We start from the raw sequence: 21,681 nt of genomic DNA, 5'->3' as shown, positions 1-21,681 counted from the left end.
TCATAAAAGTGGTGAAAACATCCGGGCCAATGATTCGACGAGTTTGATGAAGTAGGACCGTTCCGAGAACGCCCGGATCTCCAACTCGTGTGACCCTTCAAAATCTTTATACAAATCTTGTTTGAGCTGATGGACGGAGTTCGTGTTATACAAGAGCGCGTTCACCTCGAAATTGAGGTGGAAACTTCTGAAGTCCATGTTCGCCGTCCCGATCGTCGCCAGCCCATCGTCGACGACGATGACTTTCGAGTGCATGAACCCTTCCTCATACAAGTAAATCTTGACCCCGGCGCTGAGCAGCTCCTCGTAATACGATCGGCTCGCATAAAAGACGATTTTATGGTCCGGATAGCTCGGCAACACGATGCGGACATCGACCCCGGATAACGAGGCGGTCTTGAGCGCGCTCATGATATCCTCGTCCGGAATCAAGTATGGGGACGAGATGTACACCGACTTCTTCGCCGCATTGATCAGCGCGAAATAAATCGACTTCATCGTCTCATACGGCTCATCCGGCCCGCTCGCCACAATCTGCACGCCGCCGCTCGCGCTCCGCACTGTTTCGAGCGGCTCGAGATAGAACGGTGTGAATAGACGCTCGCCCGTCATGTAGTACCAGTCCTGCAAAAAGATGAGCTGGAGTTCCGACACCCCTTCCCCTCTGACGTATAGATGCGTGTCACGCCAAAATCCGAACTTCGAATGCTCACCCAAATATTCGTCGCCGACGTTCAACCCGCCCGTGAACGCCTCCGTCCCATCGATGACGACGATTTTCCGATGGTTCCGATAGTTCGTCTTACTTGATACGAGCGGCAGGACGACCGGAAAGAACGCTTTGACGTGGACACCCGCTTGGCGCATCTCGTCAAAGAACGTCCCGCTCGTATGAATCGAGCCGACCGCATCATAGAGGAAGCGCACCTCGACCCCGGCCTTCGCCTTCTGAATCAAAATCCGTTGAATTTCCCGAGAAATACGATCTTCCCGGAAAATATAATACTCCAGATGAATATGACGCGTCGCCCCTTTCAAAGCGGGCAACAACTTCGAGAACTTCTGTTGGCCGTTCGTCAACACTTGCGTATACGTGTTCGACGAAACGGGTAATTGATTCAGTGACGACGTCAAATGGAGCAACTTCTCATAATCGTCATGGGAGAACATGAGCGACGGCGACAGCGTCATTGCCTTCTGCCGATAGGCGAGGTACGTCTCTTCATCGAGCATCGCCTTTTCTTTGAACATGCGTTTCCGGCGGTAGTTCTGTCCGAACACAAAATAGGCGAACAGCCCGACGACCGGGAAGCCGAGCATGACGATGGCCCAAATGAGTGTCCGCTGCGGATTACGATTCTCGAGCAGGATGACGAGCAAGATGCTAAACGTCGTCAAAAAGACGAGCACCGAGAACAGCCCGATCACTTGCGAGCTCCAGTAATACGATAATACGGCAATGAGACCTGCGAGCAAAATCAGGGATAAAAGTACTTGTATGCGTCGCAACATATTATAAACTGACCTCGTTTCTGTCTTGTATTATCATAATTATACAACTTAACACCATCTTTTGAGGGGAGCGAACAAAATATGGGCACATTTTTGATTACTGGAGCGACGAGCGGGATTGGACGGGCCGTCGCCCTTCGTTTGGCAGAGGACGGACACGACGTCATCGGCATCGGCCGTGACGAGACACGAGGTGCCGCACTAGAGGACGCCTCATCCCGTATCACTTTCCTTACATGTGATTTAGCCGAATCCGAGCAAGTTGAAGCATTGATGGACCGTTTGAGCGAGGACAAGGTCGTCTTAGATGGACTGTTCAACAACGCTGCGACGTTCGGTCGCCCCGGGACACCAGAGCGGTTGCCGACGACCGCGTTCGACGACGTGTTCGAACTGAACGTCCTGGCGACGAATCGCATCATCCAACGCGCCATCCCCCTGTTGGTGACAGGAGGGAGCGTCGTCAATAACGCCGCCATCGTCGGTCACGTCAAATTCCCGCCGATGCTCGGTCCATACGCCGCCTCGAAAGCGGCCGTCATCGCTTTGACGAAGACGTTTGCCCACCGGATGAAAGGCAAAGTACGTTTCAATGCGGTCTGTTTCGGTCCAGTCGACACGCCGCTCAGTCATAAACTGTACGGTGGTGAGGCCAAATTCCAAGAGGCGATGACCCATCATTTCCGGGGACATGCCGCCAAGCCGGAAGAAGTCGCACCGGTCGTCACGTTCCTGTTGAGCGGCGCGTCAAGCTATATTAACGGACAAGCCATCACGGTGGATGGTGGCTATACGCTCTCATAAGCAGCAAAAGGGAGGGGTCTCGAGTGACCCCTCCCTTTCACGTCTGTACTTTTCGGGCACGCATCATCTGATTCGTCAGAAACGCGCGTTCTCGCGGATGCAACTCTTCAAAATCGAGCGACTCCTCAAAATAGTCGATGAACGCCTCGAACGTCTCTTCGTGTGAGGCATGCGCTTCTAACCGGGCGATGCGGATTGCCTCGAACACGGACGCCATCACAAAGATGTCATGGCTCGCATACGTCTTAATCGGAGCAAGCGCCTCGAACAACGTCGCCTCCATCGGCTTCCGTTTGGCGTGCCAGTCACTCTTGTCATTGGAAAATAAGAAATCCCCTTCAGGTAATCGGCTCAGTTCCCGCAAAATGTCCCCGATGTAATGAATGGCGTGAATCGCCGTATTCGGATCGTTAATCCCGGGCGAGATACCTTTTAACGCGATCTCGCTCAACTTCTCGATAACGAAGGCCGGATCTTGAATCGAGGAGCGAATCTCCCCGATTTGGAACACGTCAATCTCGAGCGCTTCTTCCCCGAGCCAATAGCCGAGCAAGTCCCCTTTCGCCACGAAATCCCCGACAGCCACGACCGACTCAAAATCGACGTCATGACTCTCGTGTTTCTCGCTTGCGAACAGTTGAATGTAGCCGGTGCGCGGGGCATAGATGGCGTGACCCTCGAACGTATGGACCGAACGCTTAGGAACGATATGCATCTTGCCGTCGTCGACCGCTTGTTGCTGTGTCTCGATGACGGACAACGCCTCGCGATGCAAGGCTGACAAGAGACGTTCGGCTTGAATCGAGACGCTGATTGTTTGGATGAACTTGACGAACGCCCAGACGGAACTGACGACGAGCAGCACGCTGACGCCCGAGGCGAGGACGACGTCCTCATCTGACGTCCGAATCAAAAATAAGTTCGTGATGCCGTACACGGTCGTCATGATGAACAAGCCGAGCGTATGCTTCGACGCCGAATTCGTCAAAAAGTTGTTGATCGTCCGCGGCGAGAACTGGGACGAGTACGTCGTCAAGACGACGAGAATCGTTGAAAAACTGAACGTCATCATCGTCATCAGACTCGTGAAGGACGATGATAAAACCGTCGCCGCCGAATCCTTATCTAAATAGACGATTTCGGGCAATAGTTCCCGAAAGAAACTTCCAAAGTATTGGGTAAGGAACGTCAAGGCAATCCCCCCGACCCCATACAAGAACGGGACGAACCAGGCACTATCGGCCAACATCAACTGCAAACGTTTCAACATCACGACACCTCGTTTATGTATAAGTTAGAAAAAAATCGCCTGTCCATATGAACAGGCGATTGGGGTTTAGAAATAGTGACGGACTTTGGCGAAGACGTCCCCATCGAGAATGAGCTTGCCGTATTCTTCGAGCATCGCTAACGTCTGCGTGCTGAACGTCAAGTACTCGGCCAAGAGGCTCAATACGTTCTCTTCTTCCTCTGGTTCCATCTCTTCCGGGAAGTCAATCCACAAGTAATACTTTTGATCGTAATGGAACAGTTTGAGGTCGATGTTACTTAACGTCTCTCCCGCCCGTTTGCTGAGCGAGATGATCGCCTCAAAGTCGTCCGTTTCCATGGCGAGCGGAGCCCACGCCTCCTGCTCGGTTTCTTCATCGAGTTCACTCAATTGGTCGAGAACCGATTGTTGATCGCGTGCCTCATCGATCGCCGAGCGCAGGAGTGATCCGAGCTCAGAATCATCTTCAGCGTCAATCACATTTTTCGCAATTGTCACGGTCACTTCAAGTCCTTTTTCAAAAGCTTGTACTTGTATCCATAGTGGACCATCAAACGAGATATCTTCTCGTTCGTGCGCTTCGTCCATCATCTGCCAGAACAGCTGCTCACCACGTTCTCGGTTATACCAGATTTCATCACGAGCGAAACCGCGTTTTTCGATATCGACATACGTAATGAAAAATTTGACGGTATTATCATTGATGCGCTCAATTTTCACGATTGTCCACTCCCTTCTCACCTCACTCCTACTTCAACAATTAAGGAGGAGAGGGGAAATTGTCTTGTTATCATAGTACCCTTTTTTTAACGTGTCAATCTATTGATGATGGGGTTATTACTATTATTTTATCGGAAAAACGGAATAATAAAAAGCACACTGCTTAGACAGTATGCTTCCTCACTCGTTGACGAGTCGTTGCGCTTCTTGAAGTTGGAACGTGCGGACCTTGCGCGGCAAGAATCGACGAATCTCATCTTCGTTATACCCGACTTGAAGACGTTTTTCATCAATCAAGATTGGACGGCGAAGTAGTCCTGGATACTCTTGAATCAAATCGTACAGTTGTTGAAGCGAAAGCGCATCGACCGATACGTCGATTTTAGAGAAAACTTTAGACCGGGTCGAGATGATTTCATCCGTCCCGTCCTCTGTCATACGTAGGATTTGTTTGATCTCATTGAGTGAGAGTGGTTCTGAAAATATATTTCGTTCCGTAAATGGGATATCATGCTCTTCAAGCCAAGCCCGTGCTTTTCGGCACGATGTGCAGCTCGGAGACGTGTAAAGTGTGACCATTTTCGTTCCTCCCTGATCAAATGTTCGTTCATCTTTTTCAAGTGACTCTATTTGTATACCCAAAAAATCGTTCACTTAATTATAATAATTCTTATGAATTGAAACTTCAATGATATTCTTTCTCATTCAGGTAAGAAAAGAGGACGCATTCTCGAGAATGCGACCCTTGATCGACCGTTCTAGGACGCCGGCATTCGAGAAACCGGTTGTGATACCGTCTCTTTGCCTGGCTTCACTTGCAAGTCTTTCAATTTCTTTTTGAGGACTTCCTTCAGAAGTTTCTTTTTCTGTTCCAATACTTTGTTACGTTCTTTCATGGTCTCTCACCCCCAACGCCAAAAGGACCGGACCGACCGTTACTGAATCTGAAAATCTTGAACTTGCACTAATCTACAATTAAATTATAGCACATTCTTATGAAAATGGTTGAACAATCTCCAAGTTTTTCATCATTTCACACGTTCCAGATTTGCTTTTCCTATTTGATTCCCGTATAGTTAATAGAAATAACCTTTGAAATCACCAAGGAGGAGAGCGATGATGAGAATTACGTTAGAGACGATTATGCAGCACCCGGTCACCCAAAAATACTTGACCCGTTCTGGCTTGAAACACGCTGTTGATGTGTGTGAACGCGCTCTCGAATTGGCGACGCGACGAGGCCTCGATACGGATTTGGCGACGAAAGCCGCCCTGCTCCATGACATCGGTCATTATGAATGGTACACCGAAGGGAAATGGAATTATGATTTGTATCGTCAAAACGATATCCATGCCATTAAAGGTGCCGAACGCGCCCACAAGCTGTTGATTCGCCTTGGCGAAGATCCGGCCCGGGCGAAAGAAATCTCGGTCATGATTTTACTTCACACTGACTCCTACTTGCCGCCTAACCGGATTCAACGGACGCCGCTCCAACAGCTCGTGCATGATGCGGACACGTACGTCGAACAACCTGGCGGACTGCACCATTATGAGACGATGGACATCGAAGACGCCCTGGCCCGCGTCCACCTGATCGATGCGGTCGTCGACCGGCTTTCGAATTTGCCACGCATCTCAAACGCCTGACACCGTCATCCTAGACGGTGTTTTTATTTGCCCAAAAAAGTCCCGCATCCGGTTGGATGCGGGACTTTTGAATTAAACGAGTTGTGCTTTATATGCTTCGTACTCTTCATCTGTCATTGAGACGTAGTGGCCAGGCTCGACTTCACGGAGTGCTGGGATGCTTGAATCCTCATCCGAACGTCCGACGGCACCGAGTGACTTCGACTCATACACGATCCGTTTACGTGTCCGCTCATGCTCTGGATCCGGAAGTGGGATCGCCGAGAGGAGTGACTTCGTATAGGCGTGGAGCGGGTTCTCGTACAAACGCGCTGCCGGAGCGAGCTCGACGAGGTGACCTTGATACATTACGCCGATTCGGTCCGAGATATACTTGACCATCGACAAGTCGTGGGCGATGAACAAGTACGTGAGATCACGGTCGCGTTGCAATTCTTTCATCAAGTTGACGACCTGGGCTTGAATCGATACGTCGAGAGCTGAAATCGGCTCATCGGCGATGATGAAGTCCGGTTCGACCGCGAGAGCGCGGGCAATCCCGATCCGCTGACGCTGTCCGCCCGAGAATTCGTGCGGGTAACGGCTCGCGTGCTCTTTAGTAAGACCAACTGTCTCGAGAAGGTCATAGACGCGGTTCATCCGGTCTTCTTTCGTCTTGGCAAGACCGTGGATATCGATGCCCTCGGCAATGATATCCGCGACGGTCATCCGCGGGTTGAGGGATGCATATGGGTCTTGGAAAATCATTTGCATCGCTCGGTTGAACTTCAACTTATCGGCGCTGCTCTTCTTGCCGTGGACGTTTTCACCTTTGAAGATGACGTCCCCGTCTGTCGCATCGTAAAGTCCGATGATGGTACGACCTGTCGTCGATTTCCCACATCCAGACTCACCTACGAGTCCGAGCACTTCACCTTTATAAATATCGAACGAGATGCCATCGACAGCTTTGACGACGCGGCCTCGGCCAATTTTAAAGTGCTGCTTCAGGTCTTTTACTTCGAGTAATTTCTCGCGTTCCATTATTCAGCACCACCTTTCAAAATCGATTTCGCGAACGCGCTGTCCGGACGATACTTGAGCGCAAGGTCACGGATCGCTTTCGGCGGGCTCACTTGCGGGGCTTGTGGGTGCAATAACCAGCTCGCCGCATAGTGTGTGTCGCTAATTTGGAACATCGGTGGTTCTTTTTCAAAGTCGATTTTCATCGCATACGGGTTACGTGGTGCGAAGGCATCGCCTTTAGGTGGGTTGAGCAAGTTTGGCGGTGTACCCGGAATCGCCGGGAGCGCCTCGTTCGGGTCATCGGTCGGACGCGGCATCGATCCGAGCAAGCCCCATGCGTATGGGTGACGTGGCTCGTAGAAGATTTCGTCGACCGTACCTTTCTCAACGATTTTACCAGCGTACATGACGGCAACGCGGTCTGCCATGTTCGCAACGACACCAAGGTCGTGCGTGATGAAGATGATTGCTGTGCCCGTCTTTTGCTGGATATCTTTTAAGAGTTCTAAAATCTGAGCTTGAATCGTTACGTCGAGGGCCGTCGTCGGCTCATCGGCGATTAACACTTTCGGGTTACATGCGAGCGCGATTGCGATAACGATCCGCTGACGCATCCCGCCTGACAATTGGTGCGGGTATTGCTTGAGGCGTGCCTCTGGGTTTGGAATCCCAACGAGTGTGAGCAATTCGAGCGTACGCTTCTTCGCATCTTCACCCGTCAGTCCTTGGTGTTGCTTCAAACCTTCGGCAATCTGTTTGTAAATTGTCATCGTCGGGTTGAGCGACGTCATCGGATCTTGGAAGATCATCGCGATATCGCGCCCACGAATTTTAAGCATTTCTTTTTCCGACAACTTCGCCAAATCTTTTCCTTCGAACAAGATTTCTCCGTTCGTGATTTCACCTGGCGGGTTTGGAATGAGACGCATAATCGCTTTCGATGTGACGGATTTACCAGAACCCGATTCCCCAACGATGGCGAGCGTCTCGCCTTTTTTCAAATCAAACGATACGTTGCGAACGGCTTGTACCGTTCCAGCATACGTATGGAACGAGACCGCTAAGTCGCGGACAGATAAAATCGTTTCCATGCACGAGTCCCCCTGTTTCTATAATTATTTACGCATTTTCGGGTCGAACGCATCACGCAAGCCATCGGCGAGCAGGTTGAAGCTGACCATGAGCAAGACGATGATGATTGACGGGATGACGAGCAAGTACGGGAATGTACGCAACTCTTTGTATCCGTCGTTAATCAACGTACCAAGCGACGCTTGTGGTGGTTGAAGTCCGATCCCGATGAAACTAAGGAATGCCTCGAAGAAAATGGCAGCTGGAATCGTGAACATAAGTGTGATGATGATGGCGCCGAGCGTGTTCGGAATCAAGTGTTTGAAGATCAAACGTGTACTTGAGGCACCGAGCGTACGGGCAGCCAAGACGAACTCTTGGTTTTTCAATTTCAAAATCTGACCACGGACGAGTCGACTCATCCCGATCCAGCCGGTGATGGTCATCGCCAAGATGATGGTGAAGACACCCGGGTCAAAAATCAAGATGAACAAGATAATTAAAATCAAGTTAGGAACACCAGTCAAAATCTCAACAATCCGTTGCATGATGTTATCGGTACGACCACCGAAGTAAGCCGAGATCCCACCGTAAGCGACACCGATGACCGTATCAACGATGGCCGCCACCAAACCGATGAAGAGCGAGATGCGCGTCCCTTCCCAAACACGTGACCAAAGATCACGGCCGAGATAGTCCGTACCGAACCAGAAGTTCTCTTCGACGTTCTTCTGTTCATAGAAGTTAATGTCATTGCCACCAAGGTTGGCCATCCCGTCAAATCCAGCCCATTCAAGTCCTGTGACTTTTGGCGGAAGTTTGGCTTGTGAGATGTTTTGTTCATATGCATCACGGCCAGACAGCATCGGGCCGAATAGAGCGAGCAAGACAAGAATGACGATAATCGATAACGACAAGATGGCTGCTTTGTTTTTCTTTAAGCGCATCCAAGCATCTTGCCAGAAGCTCAAGCTTTTACCAGAAATTCGTTCTGCGAGCTGTTCGTTCATCTCGACACGTTGGAACATGTCTTGGTCGAACTGCTCGAAATTCTTTTTGTTTTCAATCATCAGTTATTCCCCCCAAGACGAATACGTGGGTCAACGACTCCGTAGAGCAAGTCGACAAGTAGAATGATAATAATGAATAGGCCAGAGAAGAAGAGCGTCGTGCCCATGATGACCGAGTAATCATTCAATGTAATGGATGTGACGAACAATTCACCGAGTCCTGGTACAGAGAAAATCCGTTCAATAACAAACGTTCCGGTCAATAGACCGGCCGTCATTGGCCCGAGGATTGTGATCGCTGGAATCATCGCGTTACGCACCATGTGCTTCCAAACGATCGCATTCCCGGTCAATCCTTTCGCTTTCGCGAGCGTGACGTAATCTTGTCCGGTAACTTCTAGCATCTCGGTCCGGACGAAACGAGCGATGGACGCCGTGACCCCGAGCGAGAGCGAGATGGTCGGTAAAATTGTATGAGCCGGAGAATCCCAGAACGCAACAGGGAGCAATTGCAACTTAACTCCAACATAGTACTGAAGAAGGGCTGCAAAGACGAACGATGGGACAGAAATACCGATTACCGATATGAACATAGCACCGTAGTCAAGTACAGTGTTGTGACGAATGGCCGCCACAATCCCTAACAATAGTCCTGCTAACGTTCCTAGAACTAGAGCCTGAAGACCTAATTGAGCAGAAGGCCCGATTCGTTCCATAATCATTTCCGTCACTGGCCGGTTGGCCGTACGGAACGATACACCAAGGTCCCCTTGCACAAGGTTTCCTAAATAAGTCGCGTAACGAACTGGAAGCGGATCATTGAGTCCGTAACGATCGTTCAAGAGCTGAATTTGTGTGTCCGTCAATTTCTCCTGGTTTTGGTACGGCGAACCTGGAAGCAGGTCCATCAGGAAAAACGTGAACGTCGCAATCAAGAAGAACGTGATGAGGCCGTAAGTCAGCCGCTGAAGAATATAACGTCCCATAAATAAATACCCCCTGTTTTTCTAATGTGTCTATGCTTGCACCAACAGCATCACTATGACATATTTCCCTTTTCATGAATTCACAAAATGAAAGGAATTTTCTGAAAGAATAGGTCAAACGTCATCTCAAGGCTCTTAGCACAGCACATGAAAATTGAAGAATCCTTAGTTTGTAAAGTATTCTGAATTTTCACTGTTACTACATTATACTTTACCAACAAAACTTTTGAATAGTTTTTTCTCTGATTTCTAATTTTTTTTTAGAAAAGGGGGGACATGCGTAATGCATGCCCCCTTCTCATTTAGTTAATATCGACGTATTTGTACTGATAATCAGCACCGAATAGTTGACGGTTGAAGTTTTCGACGTTCGGACGGAGCAAGTAAGCGACACCGGCTTGGTAAAGCGGCATGATGGCTTGGTCTTGTTCAATCAAGAGCGTCTCTGCTTCTTTGAACTTGTCATAACGCGCATCGATGGCTGTTTCAGCTGATGCTTCATCAATCAACTTGTCGTATGCTTCCGACTTGTAGTTGATGTCGTTCTGACCGTTGTCTGATGTGAAAATGCCAAGGTTTGTGAGCGGATCTTGATAGTCAGGTCCCCAAAGGGCAAATGACATTTGATACTCTCCGTTCGCTTCGCGTTCGAGCTTGTTGTTGAACGGTTGTTGTGAGATGTTCACGGTCACGTTCGGCAAGTTCGATTCGATTTGACCTTTCATATACTCTGAGATTTGTTTCGCTACTTCGCTATCGAATGAGAGAAGTTCGATTGTGACAGCTTCGCCGCCAGTCGCTTCTTCCCAAAGCGATGCTGCTTCGTCAGCGTTCGTCTCAAAGTGTGTTACGCCTTCTGCATAATCTGTTCCGTCTTCATACTTGATGAATTCTTTCGGGACAAACGAAGTCGTTGCGATTGAGCCGTTGTTCAACAGCTGGTCGATAATCCCGGTTGGGTCGACCGCACGAGCGACTGCTTTACGGGCGTTGACGTCAGCAAAGAGTTCATCTTCGTGGTTGAACTTGAAGTAACCGACTGTTGAACGAAGACCTGTGCTGTAGTCATCATTCTCTTGGAACGCGGCAACTTGTTCAGATGAGAGGCCGGCGTAGTCGACTTCTCCTGCTTCATACAAGTTGACGACTGTCGATGTGTCTTTGACGACGCGAACGTCGACTTTCTCTAGAGCTACATTTTCAGCATCCCAATACGATTCGTTTTTTGTCAAGACGTATCCTTGCTCGCGATCCCACTCCGACCATGTGAATGGACCGTTGTAAATGTGGTTTTCTGGTGACGTTGAGAAGTCTGCGCCTTTTTCAGTCGCGAACGCTTCGTTGATCGGTGTGAACGTACCGAACGATGTGAGCGAGATGAACGATGGGTCTGGACGCTCGAGTGTGACTTCAAGTGTCTTTTCATCGAGTGCTTTCACACCGAGTTCTTCTTTAGGAAGCTCTCCTGTGTTGATGGCTTCGGCATTTTTAACCGTGTTCATGATGTATGCGTATTGTGAACCTGTTTCAGGATCTACAGCGCGTTGCCAAGCGTAGACGAAGTCGTTTGCTGTGACAGGTTCGCCGTTTGACCATTCCGCGTCACGGAGTGTGAACGTGTAGACTGTTTCGTCTTCACTCACTTCTGGCTCTCCTTCGGCGATTGCTGGAACGGCATTTCCGTCTTGGTCAAGACGGTAAAGACCTTCCATCGTGTTGGCAATCAAGTTGAACGCCACAGCGTCCGTCGCGAGTGCCGGGTCAGCTGTTGTAATGTCAGACGTGTCCGTCAACCGGAGAATCTTTTCTCCGTTCGAAGACGAACCGCCGTCAGAGTCTCCGCCAGTCGAGCAAGCGGCGAGCACTGAACCGAGTGCCAAGATGAGTGTCATCATGAGCAAAATCGATTTTTTCTTCATTGCGATGTCCCCTTTCTGTATCGTGAAGCATGGCGTTTCGTCGAACCGTAACATCTTACTTTTTCTTTAATTTTCTGAATATTTCATTTTGTATCCGACGAAAGAACGTTAGGGCTATTGTAAAAAATTTTTAATCAAACTGTCAACTCCCCAATAAACTGCTGTCATTTTTATCACGAACTTCTCGCCATACATGCTGTACAACGGTATTATAGAGCCATAGGGCGGATGACTCGGTGGAGCGCATCCACGCTGAAAGGAGTTTGTCATATTGAAAAATTTTAGAAGTATATTAATCGTTTGGGGAATTGTCACAATTGCCTACACGATTTGGTCGACTGTCTCCTACTATCAAGATGAGACGGTCTGGTTCCATTTAAGCGGCGGCTTGTTCGTTGGCGGCATTCTTGTCTTTGCCGTCGGTATGTTTTCTCACATGGGTGCCACGGGATTATTCGATGGATTCATGTACGGCTTCAGACGCAATCGCCGGGCCAAGCTGAAAGAAATCGACCCCGACTACGAGGAAGACGAAGAAGCGTCACCGGAAGAGCGCGCCGATCAAAGACGTTCGGCTTGGCGATGGGTGTATGTCGGTGTCGCAAGCGTCATTCTTTCCTACGTGATCACGCTCGTTTGACCTTCCGATTTCACGGTTGATATGCTACACTATGGCTAGAACAATACGAAACACAAAGAAGAAGACAAGTACCTCGAATCCCCTTTCCCCCAGAGAGTCTACGTTGCTGCGAGTAGATGGAAAGCGTCGAGCGAATGGACTTCGGAGTGGCTCGCCTGAACGGTAGTACGGCGAGACGGTCACGCCCGTTAACGCGATCAAGTGGCATGAGTTTCATGCAAATTTGGGTGGCACCGCGGTTATTCGTCCCGATTTATCGGGCGGGAAACCGCGGTTTTTTATATTCTCTGGAGGTGCAATCATGGCAAAAATCTTTTCTGGTATTAAACCGACCGGCGTCGTGACGCTCGGTAACTACTTAGGCGCGATGAAACAGTTCGTCGAGCTGCAAGAAGAACATGAAGCGTTCTACTGTGTCGTCGATCTCCATTCCATCACGGTTCAACTCGACCGCGTCGAGTTGATGGATAACACGCGCAAGCTTGCGGCACTCTATCTCGCTTGCGGACTCGACCCTGAGAAGTCGACGATTTTCGTCCAATCGGAAGTGAAGGCGCACGCCCAGCTCGGATGGATGTTGACATGTATCGCCGGCATGGGTGAACTGAGCCGGATGACACAGTATAAAGACAAATCACAGAACAGTGAAAACATCGGCGCTGGCCTGTTCGTCTACCCGACCTTGATGGCGGCCGATATCCTCTTGTACGGCACGGAACTCGTCCCGGTCGGCGATGACCAAAAACAACACGTCGAATTGACGCGTGATTTGGCCGAACGCTTCAACAAGCGATACTATGAGACGTTCACGATTCCTGAGCCGCTCATTCAAAAAGAAGGCGCGCGCATCATGAGTTTGACGAACCCTGTCAAAAAGATGTCGAAGTCAGATGCGAATGCGAAAGGATTCATCTCGATGCTCGATGAGCCGAACGTCATCCGTAAGAAAATCAAGAGCGCGGTCACGGACTCGAGCGGTGTCATCAGCTTCGATCGCGAGAATAAACCGGGCATCTCGAACTTGCTTGAGATTTACTCACTTTCGACCGATACCCCAATCGATGAACTCGTCGAGCGTTACAAAGATTCGAATTATGGAACGTTCAAGCAAGACGTCGCCGAAGCGGTCGTCGCCATGCTCGAGCCAATCCAGAATCGCTATCACGAACTCGTTGACTCAGCTGAGCTCGACGCCATCCTCGATGCGGGACGTGAGAAAGCAGAAGCCGTCGCCAACAAAAATCTCGCCAAAATCGAGAAAGCGATGGGTCTCAACCGGAAACGGGCCAAAGTGAAAAAATAACATGAAGCCGCCCTTTGCGTTCAAAGGGCGGCTTGTTTTTACAACGCGGTAGCTCAAACTGAAGGCACAAAAAAAAGAGACAGGCGTCCCTGTCTCTTTTTTGTATGCGTGTTGTTTCTTATTGCTCTTTGCCTTCGATGAATGCCCACTTGTACGAGTAGTCAGCGCCGAACGCATGTTCAACGATTCCTTTAACGTATGGCTTCGTGAGGCGAGCCGATCCACGTTGGTAAACTGGCGAGATTGCGTTCTCTTCAAGAACGATTTTCTCTGCAGCTTGAAGGTCAGCCCAACGCTGTTCAGCATCTGTGCTTGATTTCGCAGATTCGATGAGTGCATCGAATTCTTCGTTCGACCACTTACCACGGTTGTATGGTCCGTCAGTGACGAAGAGGTCAACGAATGTCATTGGATCCTGGTAGTCAGGGCCCCATCCAGCGAATGTCAACTCGAACTCACCTTTGTTCTCAAGGTCAAGTTTGTTGTTGAACGGTTGTTGCTTGATTGTAAGCGTGATACCTGGAAGGTTCTTCTCAAGTTCACCTTTGATGAACTCACCGATTTGCTTCGCAGATTCTGAGTCGTAGTTGAGGAGCTCGATTTCGACAGAGTCTTGACCGATTTCTTCAAGTCCTTTTTCCCAAAGATCTTTCGCTTTGTCCACGTCGTAGCCGCCGATGTCGCCGTTCGCTTCACGGAAGTCTGCGCCGTCTGGTCCAGTTACGAAGTCTTTTGGTACGAGGTAGTTGGCAGGGATTGAACCGTTCGCAAGGAGCGTTTCAGAGATCGCTGCTTTATCGTATGCCGCGTCGATCGCGTTACGGATGTTTTGGTTGTCGAGTGCTTCAACCGCAGTGTTGAACTGGAGGTAGAAGAGTGTTGGCTCAACGACAGTCGAGAAGTCTTCGTTATCTTGGTATTGAGCAACGAGTTCAGAAGTCAAACCAGTGCGGTCAACGTCACCGTTCTCGTACAAGTTTACGCCTGTTGAAACTTCTTTAACGACTTTGACGTTGATTTCGTCAAGTTTGACGGCTTCAGCATCCCAGTAGTCGTCGTTTTTGACCATTTTCCAGCCTTGCTCGCGCTCCCAGCTTTCGAGTTTGAACGGTCCGTTGTAGAGAGTTGTCTCTGCAGATGTACCGAAGTTCTCGCCTTGCTCTTTGTCGAACGACTCAAGTTTAGGCATGAATACGCCGAAGCTTGTGAGACCGAGGAAGTACTCAGCTGGTGCAGTCAATTTAACTTCAAGTGTCTGCTCATCAGTAGCTGTGACGCCGACAGCGTCGCGCTCGCCTTCGCCTGTGTTATAGGCTTCAGCACCTTCGATGATTGACATTACGTAAGCATATTGTGAAGCGTTGTCCGGGTTAAGGACTTCTTTCCAAGCGTATTCGAAGTCGTTAGCTGTTACAGGCTCGCCGTTAGACCAAGTTGCGCCTTCACGGATTTTGAACGTGTACGTTTTACCGTCTTCAGAAACTTCGTGTGACTCCGCGATCCCTGGTGTTGGATTATCTTCGTCGTCCATACGATAAAGACCTTCGTTAACGTTGTTCAAGACGTTGAATGAAACTGCGTCTGTTGCAAGCGTTGGGTTAAGTGAAGGGATGTCTGAGCTATCGAGCAAGTTGAGGACTTGCGCTTCATCAGTATTTTCTGATGCGTTGTTATCATTTGTTGCTCCCTCTTCCTCCCCTGTCGAACATGCCGCTAGGAATGCGCTAGATAGAAGCGTTACCGACGTTGCTAAAGCAAAACCTTTTTTCTTATTCATTGCGATGACCCCCTGATTTTTTTCGTTTTAACGAAATGAACGATGGTAGAAAATTCTGATAGTTTACTTTACAAAATTTGTTACCACAATCCCGTTGAAGCAATAATACAATATTCTGATAATTTTGCAAAGTGTTTATTTTGATTTTTCTAAAAAATTTTTACTATAGGCTAAAAGCCCGCCTAGGGAGACGGGCTTTTAGCTCATTTTTCATAAACTTTAGAAAATGTTAGGACGTACGAAGGACCGATGGTCGGAAAGCCGATTTCCGCATATTTGGAATCGACCGCGTAAGATCTTCCAGCTTGGTAGATTGGGATAACGACAGCTTCTTCCAGCAGTCGTTTTTCCGCCTCTCGATACACCTCATCGCGGGCATCGAGCTCTTCCGTCGAACTGGCCTGATTCATCAATCGATCAAACGTTTGGTCGGCAAATCCGCTCGAATTCAAATAATTATCTGTCTCAAATTGGGTCAAATAGGCACTGAATAGCGGATAGTCTGGCTGCCAACCTGAAAGCGACAACGCATACTCTCCTGCGACTTCTTGCCTAACTTTGTCCCCGAGCGGGAGTTCAACGACGTTCACTTGCAGACCCGGAAGTTTTTCAAGTTCCGTTTCAATCGTCTGGGCGATTTGACGTGCCTCGTCATCGACAAAACTGAGCAACTCGATTTCAATCTCGTCTTCCTCGAGTCGCTCGAGCACATCCTCGAACAGCGCGGCCGCTTCCCCGTCGAGTGAAGGATCGAGTTCCGCTTCATCGGTGACGAGCAATCGTTCGGTCGTCACTTCGGCCCGTGCGAGCGAATCTTCCAAGGCTTCCCGATTTAAAGCGAGGGCGAGCGAGCGCCGGAAATCGGCATCATCGAACGGATACTCATCCACATTCGGTTTCAAATAGAAGACGCCGCTCCGCGGGACGTCGACGAGCTTCCCTTCAAGCGAGTCGATGGTCGCTTCGTCCGTGCCGTACGGAATCGGATGGATGCCATCCGGTTCTGAATCCAGTCCTTCATCCGCCAATAGCATAATCTTTTCAAGCGTGATACGGTCGGCATCGTAATACGCCTCGTTTTTCGTCAGTGTGATTTGGGCCGCATCCAACGATTCGATTTGAAACGGTCCGTTCGCATCAAGCTCTTGCCATTCACCGACCATCGTCTGCGGCAGAAAGGCCGGCATCGCCAAAATCTGCTCGAACCCTTCCATCGGACGTTCGAGTGTCAACTCAAGCGTCCGCGCATCGACCGCCTTCACGCCGAGCGTCTCTGGTTCTTTCGTCCCGAGACTGATTGCTTTTCCGTTCAGAACGTCCTCCAAGAGGAAACTGAACGGAGAGTTCGTGTCGTCATCAGCGAGCATCCGGAAATGATCGACGAACGTCTCGGCTGTGACCGTATTCCCGTTCACGGTTTGACTTTCTTTCAACTTGAACGTGTATGTCGCGCCGTCTTCTGATCGGGTCATCGTCTCGACGAGTCCCGGTTCGATCTCCCCGTCCGCACCGAAGCGATACAATCCTTCATAAATATGCGATAGCACGGTCTGTGAACTCGGGTCGATGGCGAGCAGCGTATTCGGTTGCTCCGGCAACATCTCCCCATGAATCGTCACGATTTGTTCTTCAGGTGGTACTAATTCTCGTGCCTGCTCTCGTTGTCCGTACCATATAACGAAAAAAAGGATAAGGACTGAACTCAACAAGGCGGCACCGATGAAAAATCGTTTCATCTGGCATTCTCCTCTCTGTTAGCTCAACCCTTATACCCTACCCGTTTTTGCCACTTTTTTCTACTATTAGTCGTTTACTTTTGCGAACGCGAGCGTCGCGTTATGGCCTCCGAAGCCAAGTGAGTTGCTGAGTGCGTACTGGATATCAAGTTCCCGATTTCCGTCACGGACATAATCTAAATCACAATCGTCTGCCGGTGTCTCACAGTTGATCGTCGGGTGAATCCGTCCCTCATGAATCGATAGCGCTGTAATGACGGCCTCGACTCCGCCGGCTGCACCGAGCAAGTGCCCGATCATCGATTTTGATGAGTTGACGGCCAAGTTGTGCGCATGGTCACCGAAGACGTTGTGGATGGCTTTCGTCTCCAACATATCGTTGAGCGGTGTGCTCGTCCCGTGAGCGTTGATATATTGCACATCTTCTGGACGAATCCCCGCGTCCCGAAGCGCCTCGTTCATCGCTTTCGATCCACCTTCCGCTTCTGGTGACGGCGCCGTGATATGGTAGGCGTCCGAACTCATGCCGTATCCGACGACTTCCGCATACATTTTCGCACCGCGCGCTTTCGCATGCTCGTATTCCTCGAGAACGAGCACGCCCGCACCTTCACCCATGATGAACCCGTCACGGTTCGCATCGAACGGTCGGCACGCCGTGTTCGGGTCCGGATTCGTCGATAGCGCCTTGTTGGCACAGAATCCTGAGAACGAGAGCGGTGTGATTGGCGCCTCGGCCCCACCCGCGAACATCGCGAGCGCATCGCCGCGTTGAATGACTTTGAATGCTTCCCCGATTGAGTTTGTTCCAGAGGCACAAGCCGTGACCGAACAGTTGCTTGGTCCTTTCGCCCCGAGATAAATCGAGACTTGACCGCTCGCCATGTTCGGAATCATCATCGGGATGAAGAACGGGCTGATGCGGCGTGGTCCCCGCTCATGCAAGATGCTCGCTTGTTTGTCGATTGTCTCGACCCCACCGATTCCGCTTCCAATCCAAATCCCGACTTCGTTCGCGATTGCTTTCACATCTAGACCGCTATCCCGATGCGCGGCGTCAGCGGCTAAAATCGAATATTGGATGAACGAATCCATCTTGCGCGCCTCTTTCGGCTCGACCAAGTGATCAATGTTCCATTCTTTGACTTCAGCCCCGACTTTGGCGGGATATTGGCTAATATCAATCTTCGTTAACGTATCGACTGCATTGTCCCCGTTCAACAGTCGCTCCCACATTGCCGTAACATCGTTCCCGAGTGGGGATACGACTCCTAATCCTGTGATGACTACTCGTTTCATGCGTTAATCTCCTCCGTGATGTTAGCGTTATTCCATGTTAGACAACTCGCTCCCCATGTGAGCCCGGCGCCGAATCCGGCGACGACGACCGTCTGACCGTTTGAAATCTTCCCGTGCTTGACCGCTTCGGCCAAAGCGAGCGGAATCGAAGCGGCTGACGTGTTCGCATGGTCTTGAATCGTGACGACAACTTTTTCTTCTTGAAGCCCTAACCGTTCAATCGCAGCGTCGATGATGCGACGGTTGGCTTGGTGCGGCACGAGGACGTCCAGGTCATCAATCGATTTCCCGGCTCCTTCTAATGCCTCGAGCACGATATCCGGCATTTTACGAACAGCGAACTTGAAGACTTCGCGTCCGTTCATGACGATTTTACCTTCTTCGTTCTCATATAAGAACTTTCCGCCGGTCCCGTCGCTGCCGAGTACGATGGAATCGATGGCGGCGACGTCGTCTTCACCGAGGACGACGGCACCTGCCCCATCACCGAACAAGACGGCCGTCGAGCGATCGTCCCAGTCGATGAGGTTCCCCATCTTCTCGGCCCCGATGACGAGCGTCCGTTTCAAGCCTTTCGCCTGCATCATGCTCTTCGCCGTATCCATTGCGAAGATGAAGCCGCTACAGGCGGCACTGACGTCGAAAGCGACCGCTCGCTTGGCTCCGAGGTTGGCCTGAACGAGACACGCTGTCGCCGGGAACGAGGGCGCCGTCGCCGTCGCACAAATAATCGCGTCGATATCTTCAATTGAGACGCCTGCGCTTTGGAGCGCCCGCTCGGCAGCATGTGTGGCCATATCGGCGACCGAGAGATCAGCGTCGGCCAAATGTCGCGCCTCGATCCCGGTGCGGGTCCGAATCCATTCATCGCTCGTATCCATTCGTTTTTCCAAATCGATGTTCGTGACCCGGTGCTCCGGAAGGAACGAACCGATTCCAATGATTCCAATGTTCATATTGATGACCCCTATTCTTAGTATCTGGTACTAATATAAGGGAATAAAAAAGGGATGTCAACGCATCCCTCTCGATTATTCACTTTGACCGAGTCGTTTCGTGACGGCCATGACCATTTTTGCCGAGTTGATTGATGCCGTCTCTAAAAATTCGTCGAACGACAAGTTTGCTTCTTCGTCGGCACTGTCCGAGATTGAACGGGTCACGACGAACGGAATCCCGAACTGATAGCACGTCTGCGCAATCGGTGCGGCTTCCATCTCGACGGCCGCGACGCCTTCGAAATGCCCGAGGATGTCGGCGACACGTTTCGAGTCGTTGATGAATGAATCACCAGTCACGATGAGACCCGTATGCACGTTCACATCATGGAGGCTCTCAATCACTTCTTTACAGACATCCATCAGATGAGCATCAGCTTTGTACGCTGCCGGCATGCCTGGCACTTGGCCATACTCGTAGCCGAACGCGGTCACGTCAACATCGTGATGACGGACTTCGGTCGAGACGACGACATCTCCGACTTTCATTCCTTTTTTGAAGCCACCCGCCGAACCGGTATTGATGACGACATCTGGTTTGAACTTATCAATAAGAAGCGTCGTGCCGATGGCCGCGTTCACTTTCCCGATCCCTGACTTCAAAATGACGACTTCGACGTTGCCGAGGTACCCTTCGTAGAAGTGATAGTTAGCGATTTCCGTGTCCGTCCGTTCTGTCAATTCGTTGCGGAGCAAGTTCACTTCTTCTTCCATTGCTCCAATGATTCCAATTTTCATTATAAGTGCCTCCTCAGAAAGAGAGCGACATCCATGTGGAAGTCGCTCATTTGTGTTACTTGATTTCTTTGATTTCGACGACCATGTCGCCGCCTGGCGTTTGCACGTTGACGACATCTCCGACCGTACGGCCGAGAAGTGCTTTTGCAATCGGTGATTCGTTCGAGATTTTCCCTGTGAACGGGTCAGCCTCAGCGCCACCGACGATTGTGTACGTCTCGTTCTCGTTATCTTCTTGAATGAAGAACGTCACGGTCTTTCCGATTGCGACCATCGAGTTATCAGCCACATCGTCTTGGATGATGACTGCGTTACGAAGCATCTCTTCGAGTTGAGCAATCCGTCCTTCGACCATTGCCTGCTCTTCTTTCGCTGCATCGTATTCAGCGTTCTCAGACAAGTCTCCGAAATCGCGGGCAATCTTAATATTCTCAACGACTTCTTTACGGCGTACCGTCTTCAGTTCGTTCAATTCATTTTCGATTTTCGCTTTTCCGTCTAACGTCATGTAATGTTGTTTTTCAGCCATTTCTGTCACTCCTTCATTGTCTCCTAGTATATTACAGCTAGGTTAAATTGAAAACGATTTATTTCCTTTATGCCCGGTTGCGTTCCGTGAGCACCCAGCGAATCTTCGTCACGAGCAAATCGATGGCGACAAAGTTCTCTCCGCCTTCAGGGACGATGATATCCGCGTAGCGTTTCGTCGGCTCACAAAATTGAAGATGCATCGGCCGGACGACGTTCGTATACTGGGCGACAACCGAGTCGATTGACCGGCCCCGCTCATTCAAATCACGTTGCATCCGGCGTAAAATCCGCACGTCCGCGTCCGTGTCGACGAATACTTTAATATCCATCAAATCACGGAGACGGTCGTCCTCGAGCGCCAAAATACCTTCGACGATGACGACATCGACCGGTTCAATCAAAATCGTCTGATCCGAACGTGTGTGTGCGGCATAATCATATACCGGCTTCTCAACCGCCTTATGTTCTTGTAACTGTTTGATATGTTCAATCAATAAATCGTTATCGAATGCGAACGGATGGTCATAGTTCGTCTTATACCGTTCTTCCATCGTCATCTCTGACTGGTCTTTATAATACGCGTCTTGCTCGATCATGACGACCGATTGTCCTTTGAACGCATCCACGAGCGCGCGGGCCACGGTCGTCTTGCCTGATCCGGTGCCCCCGGCCACGCCGATAATGACGGGTTTATGTTGCATCAAAGTTAAAT

At 50.1% G+C, this 21,681-nt stretch carries 21 protein-coding genes and 1 other annotated feature; of the genes, 4 read left to right on the top strand and 17 right to left on the bottom strand.

Annotation, left to right across the window (positions count from 1 at the left end):
• Nucleotides 1-1,512 carry a cardiolipin synthase gene (cls, locus tag KNO58_RS07780; RefSeq protein WP_214752804.1) on the bottom strand — a complete coding sequence of 504 codons (1,512 nt, stop codon included), beginning with the start codon at nucleotides 1,510-1,512 and terminating at the stop codon, nucleotides 1-3.
• Between the two features lie 81 nt (nucleotides 1,513-1,593).
• On the opposite strand from cls, the gene KNO58_RS07775 reads away from it, so the two are divergent.
• Nucleotides 1,594-2,316 carry an SDR family NAD(P)-dependent oxidoreductase gene (locus KNO58_RS07775; protein WP_214752802.1) on the top strand — a complete coding sequence of 241 codons (723 nt, stop codon included), beginning with the start codon at nucleotides 1,594-1,596 and terminating at the stop codon, nucleotides 2,314-2,316.
• Between the two features lie 37 nt (nucleotides 2,317-2,353).
• Here the strand turns inward: KNO58_RS07775 and KNO58_RS07770 are convergent, their stop codons facing one another.
• From KNO58_RS07770 to KNO58_RS07755, 4 genes are all read right to left on the bottom strand, one after another.
• Nucleotides 2,354-3,586, bottom strand: coding sequence for a DUF2254 domain-containing protein (locus KNO58_RS07770; protein WP_214752799.1), 1,233 nt, complete (start codon nucleotides 3,584-3,586; stop codon nucleotides 2,354-2,356).
• 66 nt (nucleotides 3,587-3,652) lie between these two features.
• Nucleotides 3,653-4,306: an adaptor protein MecA gene (gene mecA, locus KNO58_RS07765; protein WP_029595784.1), complete on the bottom strand. Its 654-nt coding sequence runs from the start codon at nucleotides 4,304-4,306 to the stop codon at nucleotides 3,653-3,655.
• A gap of 180 nt (nucleotides 4,307-4,486) precedes the next feature.
• Nucleotides 4,487-4,885 (bottom strand): transcriptional regulator SpxA, encoded by a 399-nt coding sequence (gene spxA / locus KNO58_RS07760; RefSeq protein WP_015881217.1) that lies wholly within the window; start codon nucleotides 4,883-4,885, stop codon nucleotides 4,487-4,489.
• Nucleotides 4,886-5,064: 179 nt separating this feature from the next.
• A complete protein-coding gene (locus KNO58_RS07755; RefSeq protein ID WP_198922699.1) occupies nucleotides 5,065-5,202 on the bottom strand; it encodes a hypothetical protein in 138 nt (45 codons plus the stop codon).
• 220 nt (nucleotides 5,203-5,422) lie between these two features.
• Here KNO58_RS07755 and KNO58_RS07750 point away from each other — a divergent pair, with 220 nt between their 5' ends.
• Nucleotides 5,423-5,956 carry an HD domain-containing protein gene (locus KNO58_RS07750; protein WP_214752797.1) on the top strand — a complete coding sequence of 178 codons (534 nt, stop codon included), beginning with the start codon at nucleotides 5,423-5,425 and terminating at the stop codon, nucleotides 5,954-5,956.
• Nucleotides 5,957-6,028: 72 nt separating this feature from the next.
• On the opposite strand, the gene KNO58_RS07745 is transcribed toward KNO58_RS07750, so the two are convergent.
• The 5 genes from KNO58_RS07745 to KNO58_RS07725 form a co-directional block, all read right to left on the bottom strand.
• Complete coding sequence (locus tag KNO58_RS07745; RefSeq protein WP_214752795.1) at nucleotides 6,029-6,979, bottom strand: ABC transporter ATP-binding protein; 951 nt, start codon at nucleotides 6,977-6,979, stop codon at nucleotides 6,029-6,031.
• On the bottom strand, nucleotides 6,979-8,052 hold the full coding sequence (locus KNO58_RS07740) for an ABC transporter ATP-binding protein (RefSeq protein ID WP_114165401.1): 1,074 nt from the start codon (nucleotides 8,050-8,052) through the stop codon (nucleotides 6,979-6,981). Before KNO58_RS07740 ends, KNO58_RS07745 begins: the two co-directional genes overlap by 1 nt.
• A gap of 24 nt (nucleotides 8,053-8,076) precedes the next feature.
• Nucleotides 8,077-9,102 carry an oligopeptide ABC transporter permease gene (gene opp3C, locus KNO58_RS07735; RefSeq protein ID WP_285222558.1) on the bottom strand — a complete coding sequence of 342 codons (1,026 nt, stop codon included), beginning with the start codon at nucleotides 9,100-9,102 and terminating at the stop codon, nucleotides 8,077-8,079.
• A complete protein-coding gene (opp3b, locus tag KNO58_RS07730) occupies nucleotides 9,102-10,028 on the bottom strand; it encodes an oligopeptide ABC transporter permease (RefSeq protein ID WP_214752793.1) in 927 nt (308 codons plus the stop codon). Before opp3b ends, opp3C begins: the two co-directional genes overlap by 1 nt.
• Before the next feature lie 302 nt (nucleotides 10,029-10,330).
• The gene (locus KNO58_RS07725; protein WP_214752791.1) at nucleotides 10,331-11,947 is read right to left on the bottom strand and encodes a peptide ABC transporter substrate-binding protein; all 1,617 of its coding nucleotides are present in this window, start codon (nucleotides 11,945-11,947) and stop codon (nucleotides 10,331-10,333) included.
• 271 nt (nucleotides 11,948-12,218) lie between these two features.
• Here KNO58_RS07725 and KNO58_RS07720 point away from each other — a divergent pair, with 271 nt between their 5' ends.
• Both KNO58_RS07720 and trpS read left to right on the top strand, forming a co-directional pair.
• Nucleotides 12,219-12,587, top strand: coding sequence for a DUF3899 domain-containing protein (locus KNO58_RS07720; RefSeq protein WP_214752789.1), 369 nt, complete (start codon nucleotides 12,219-12,221; stop codon nucleotides 12,585-12,587).
• A gap of 46 nt (nucleotides 12,588-12,633) precedes the next feature.
• Nucleotides 12,634-12,841 (top strand) — a binding site (T-box leader).
• Nucleotides 12,842-12,888: 47 nt separating this feature from the next.
• Nucleotides 12,889-13,890 carry a tryptophan--tRNA ligase gene (trpS, locus tag KNO58_RS07715; RefSeq protein WP_214752787.1) on the top strand — a complete coding sequence of 334 codons (1,002 nt, stop codon included), beginning with the start codon at nucleotides 12,889-12,891 and terminating at the stop codon, nucleotides 13,888-13,890.
• 118 nt (nucleotides 13,891-14,008) lie between these two features.
• Here the strand turns inward: trpS and KNO58_RS07710 are convergent, their stop codons facing one another.
• From KNO58_RS07710 to udk, 7 genes are all read right to left on the bottom strand, one after another.
• Nucleotides 14,009-15,667 carry a peptide ABC transporter substrate-binding protein gene (locus tag KNO58_RS07710; protein WP_214752785.1) on the bottom strand — a complete coding sequence of 553 codons (1,659 nt, stop codon included), beginning with the start codon at nucleotides 15,665-15,667 and terminating at the stop codon, nucleotides 14,009-14,011.
• Nucleotides 15,668-15,870: 203 nt separating this feature from the next.
• The gene (locus KNO58_RS07705) at nucleotides 15,871-17,403 is read right to left on the bottom strand and encodes a peptide ABC transporter substrate-binding protein (RefSeq protein ID WP_214752783.1); all 1,533 of its coding nucleotides are present in this window, start codon (nucleotides 17,401-17,403) and stop codon (nucleotides 15,871-15,873) included.
• A 66-nt stretch (nucleotides 17,404-17,469) separates the two neighbouring features.
• Nucleotides 17,470-18,702, bottom strand: a complete 1,233-nt coding sequence (gene fabF / locus KNO58_RS07700; RefSeq protein WP_214752780.1) for a beta-ketoacyl-ACP synthase II — start codon at nucleotides 18,700-18,702, stop codon at nucleotides 17,470-17,472.
• Nucleotides 18,699-19,658, bottom strand: a complete 960-nt coding sequence (locus KNO58_RS07695; protein ID WP_214752778.1) for a beta-ketoacyl-ACP synthase III — start codon at nucleotides 19,656-19,658, stop codon at nucleotides 18,699-18,701. Before KNO58_RS07695 ends, fabF begins: the two co-directional genes overlap by 4 nt.
• A 75-nt stretch (nucleotides 19,659-19,733) precedes the next feature.
• The gene (gene mtnN / locus KNO58_RS07690) at nucleotides 19,734-20,438 is read right to left on the bottom strand and encodes a 5'-methylthioadenosine/S-adenosylhomocysteine nucleosidase (RefSeq protein ID WP_214752776.1); all 705 of its coding nucleotides are present in this window, start codon (nucleotides 20,436-20,438) and stop codon (nucleotides 19,734-19,736) included.
• 55 nt (nucleotides 20,439-20,493) lie between these two features.
• A complete protein-coding gene (greA, locus tag KNO58_RS07685; protein ID WP_138859707.1) occupies nucleotides 20,494-20,967 on the bottom strand; it encodes a transcription elongation factor GreA in 474 nt (157 codons plus the stop codon).
• Between the two features lie 67 nt (nucleotides 20,968-21,034).
• Nucleotides 21,035-21,670 (bottom strand): uridine kinase, encoded by a 636-nt coding sequence (udk, locus tag KNO58_RS07680; protein WP_214719530.1) that lies wholly within the window; start codon nucleotides 21,668-21,670, stop codon nucleotides 21,035-21,037.
• Nucleotides 21,671-21,681 lie beyond the last annotated feature (11 nt).

This window comes from Exiguobacterium sp. J17977, assembly GCF_018616375.1.
In the GTDB taxonomy this organism is placed as follows: Bacteria; Bacillota; Bacilli; order Exiguobacteriales; family Exiguobacteriaceae; genus Exiguobacterium; species Exiguobacterium mexicanum.
This window is presented reverse-complemented; position numbering and strand designations above follow the sequence as displayed.

What these genes read in the sequence shown, in the direction of transcription:
- opp3C (WP_285222558.1), bottom strand. Translation starts at nt 9,102, where the DNA reads ATGATTGAAAACAAAAAGAATTTCGAGCAGTTCGACCAAGACATGTTC.
- fabF (WP_214752780.1), bottom strand. Translation starts at nt 18,702, where the DNA reads ATGAAACGAGTAGTCATCACAGGATTAGGAGTCGTATCCCCACTCGGG.
- mtnN (WP_214752776.1), bottom strand. Translation starts at nt 20,438, where the DNA reads ATGAAAATTGGAATCATTGGAGCAATGGAAGAAGAAGTGAACTTGCTC.
- KNO58_RS07725 (WP_214752791.1), bottom strand. Translation starts at nt 11,947, where the DNA reads ATGAAGAAAAAATCGATTTTGCTCATGATGACACTCATCTTGGCACTC.
- KNO58_RS07695 (WP_214752778.1), bottom strand. Translation starts at nt 19,658, where the DNA reads ATGAACATTGGAATCATTGGAATCGGTTCGTTCCTTCCGGAGCACCGG.
- KNO58_RS07755 (WP_198922699.1), bottom strand. Translation starts at nt 5,202, where the DNA reads ATGAAAGAACGTAACAAAGTATTGGAACAGAAAAAGAAACTTCTGAAG.
- KNO58_RS07740 (WP_114165401.1), bottom strand. Translation starts at nt 8,052, where the DNA reads ATGGAAACGATTTTATCTGTCCGCGACTTAGCGGTCTCGTTCCATACG.
- KNO58_RS07745 (WP_214752795.1), bottom strand. Translation starts at nt 6,979, where the DNA reads ATGGAACGCGAGAAATTACTCGAAGTAAAAGACCTGAAGCAGCACTTT.
- udk (WP_214719530.1), bottom strand. Translation starts at nt 21,670, where the DNA reads ATGCAACATAAACCCGTCATTATCGGCGTGGCCGGGGGCACCGGATCA.
- cls (WP_214752804.1), bottom strand. Translation starts at nt 1,512, where the DNA reads ATGTTGCGACGCATACAAGTACTTTTATCCCTGATTTTGCTCGCAGGT.
- KNO58_RS07750 (WP_214752797.1), top strand. Translation starts at nt 5,423, where the DNA reads ATGATGAGAATTACGTTAGAGACGATTATGCAGCACCCGGTCACCCAA.
- KNO58_RS07705 (WP_214752783.1), bottom strand. Translation starts at nt 17,403, where the DNA reads ATGAAACGATTTTTCATCGGTGCCGCCTTGTTGAGTTCAGTCCTTATC.
- greA (WP_138859707.1), bottom strand. Translation starts at nt 20,967, where the DNA reads ATGGCTGAAAAACAACATTACATGACGTTAGACGGAAAAGCGAAAATC.
- KNO58_RS07775 (WP_214752802.1), top strand. Translation starts at nt 1,594, where the DNA reads ATGGGCACATTTTTGATTACTGGAGCGACGAGCGGGATTGGACGGGCC.
- trpS (WP_214752787.1), top strand. Translation starts at nt 12,889, where the DNA reads ATGGCAAAAATCTTTTCTGGTATTAAACCGACCGGCGTCGTGACGCTC.
- opp3b (WP_214752793.1), bottom strand. Translation starts at nt 10,028, where the DNA reads ATGGGACGTTATATTCTTCAGCGGCTGACTTACGGCCTCATCACGTTC.
- spxA (WP_015881217.1), bottom strand. Translation starts at nt 4,885, where the DNA reads ATGGTCACACTTTACACGTCTCCGAGCTGCACATCGTGCCGAAAAGCA.
- KNO58_RS07770 (WP_214752799.1), bottom strand. Translation starts at nt 3,586, where the DNA reads ATGTTGAAACGTTTGCAGTTGATGTTGGCCGATAGTGCCTGGTTCGTC.
- KNO58_RS07710 (WP_214752785.1), bottom strand. Translation starts at nt 15,667, where the DNA reads ATGAATAAGAAAAAAGGTTTTGCTTTAGCAACGTCGGTAACGCTTCTA.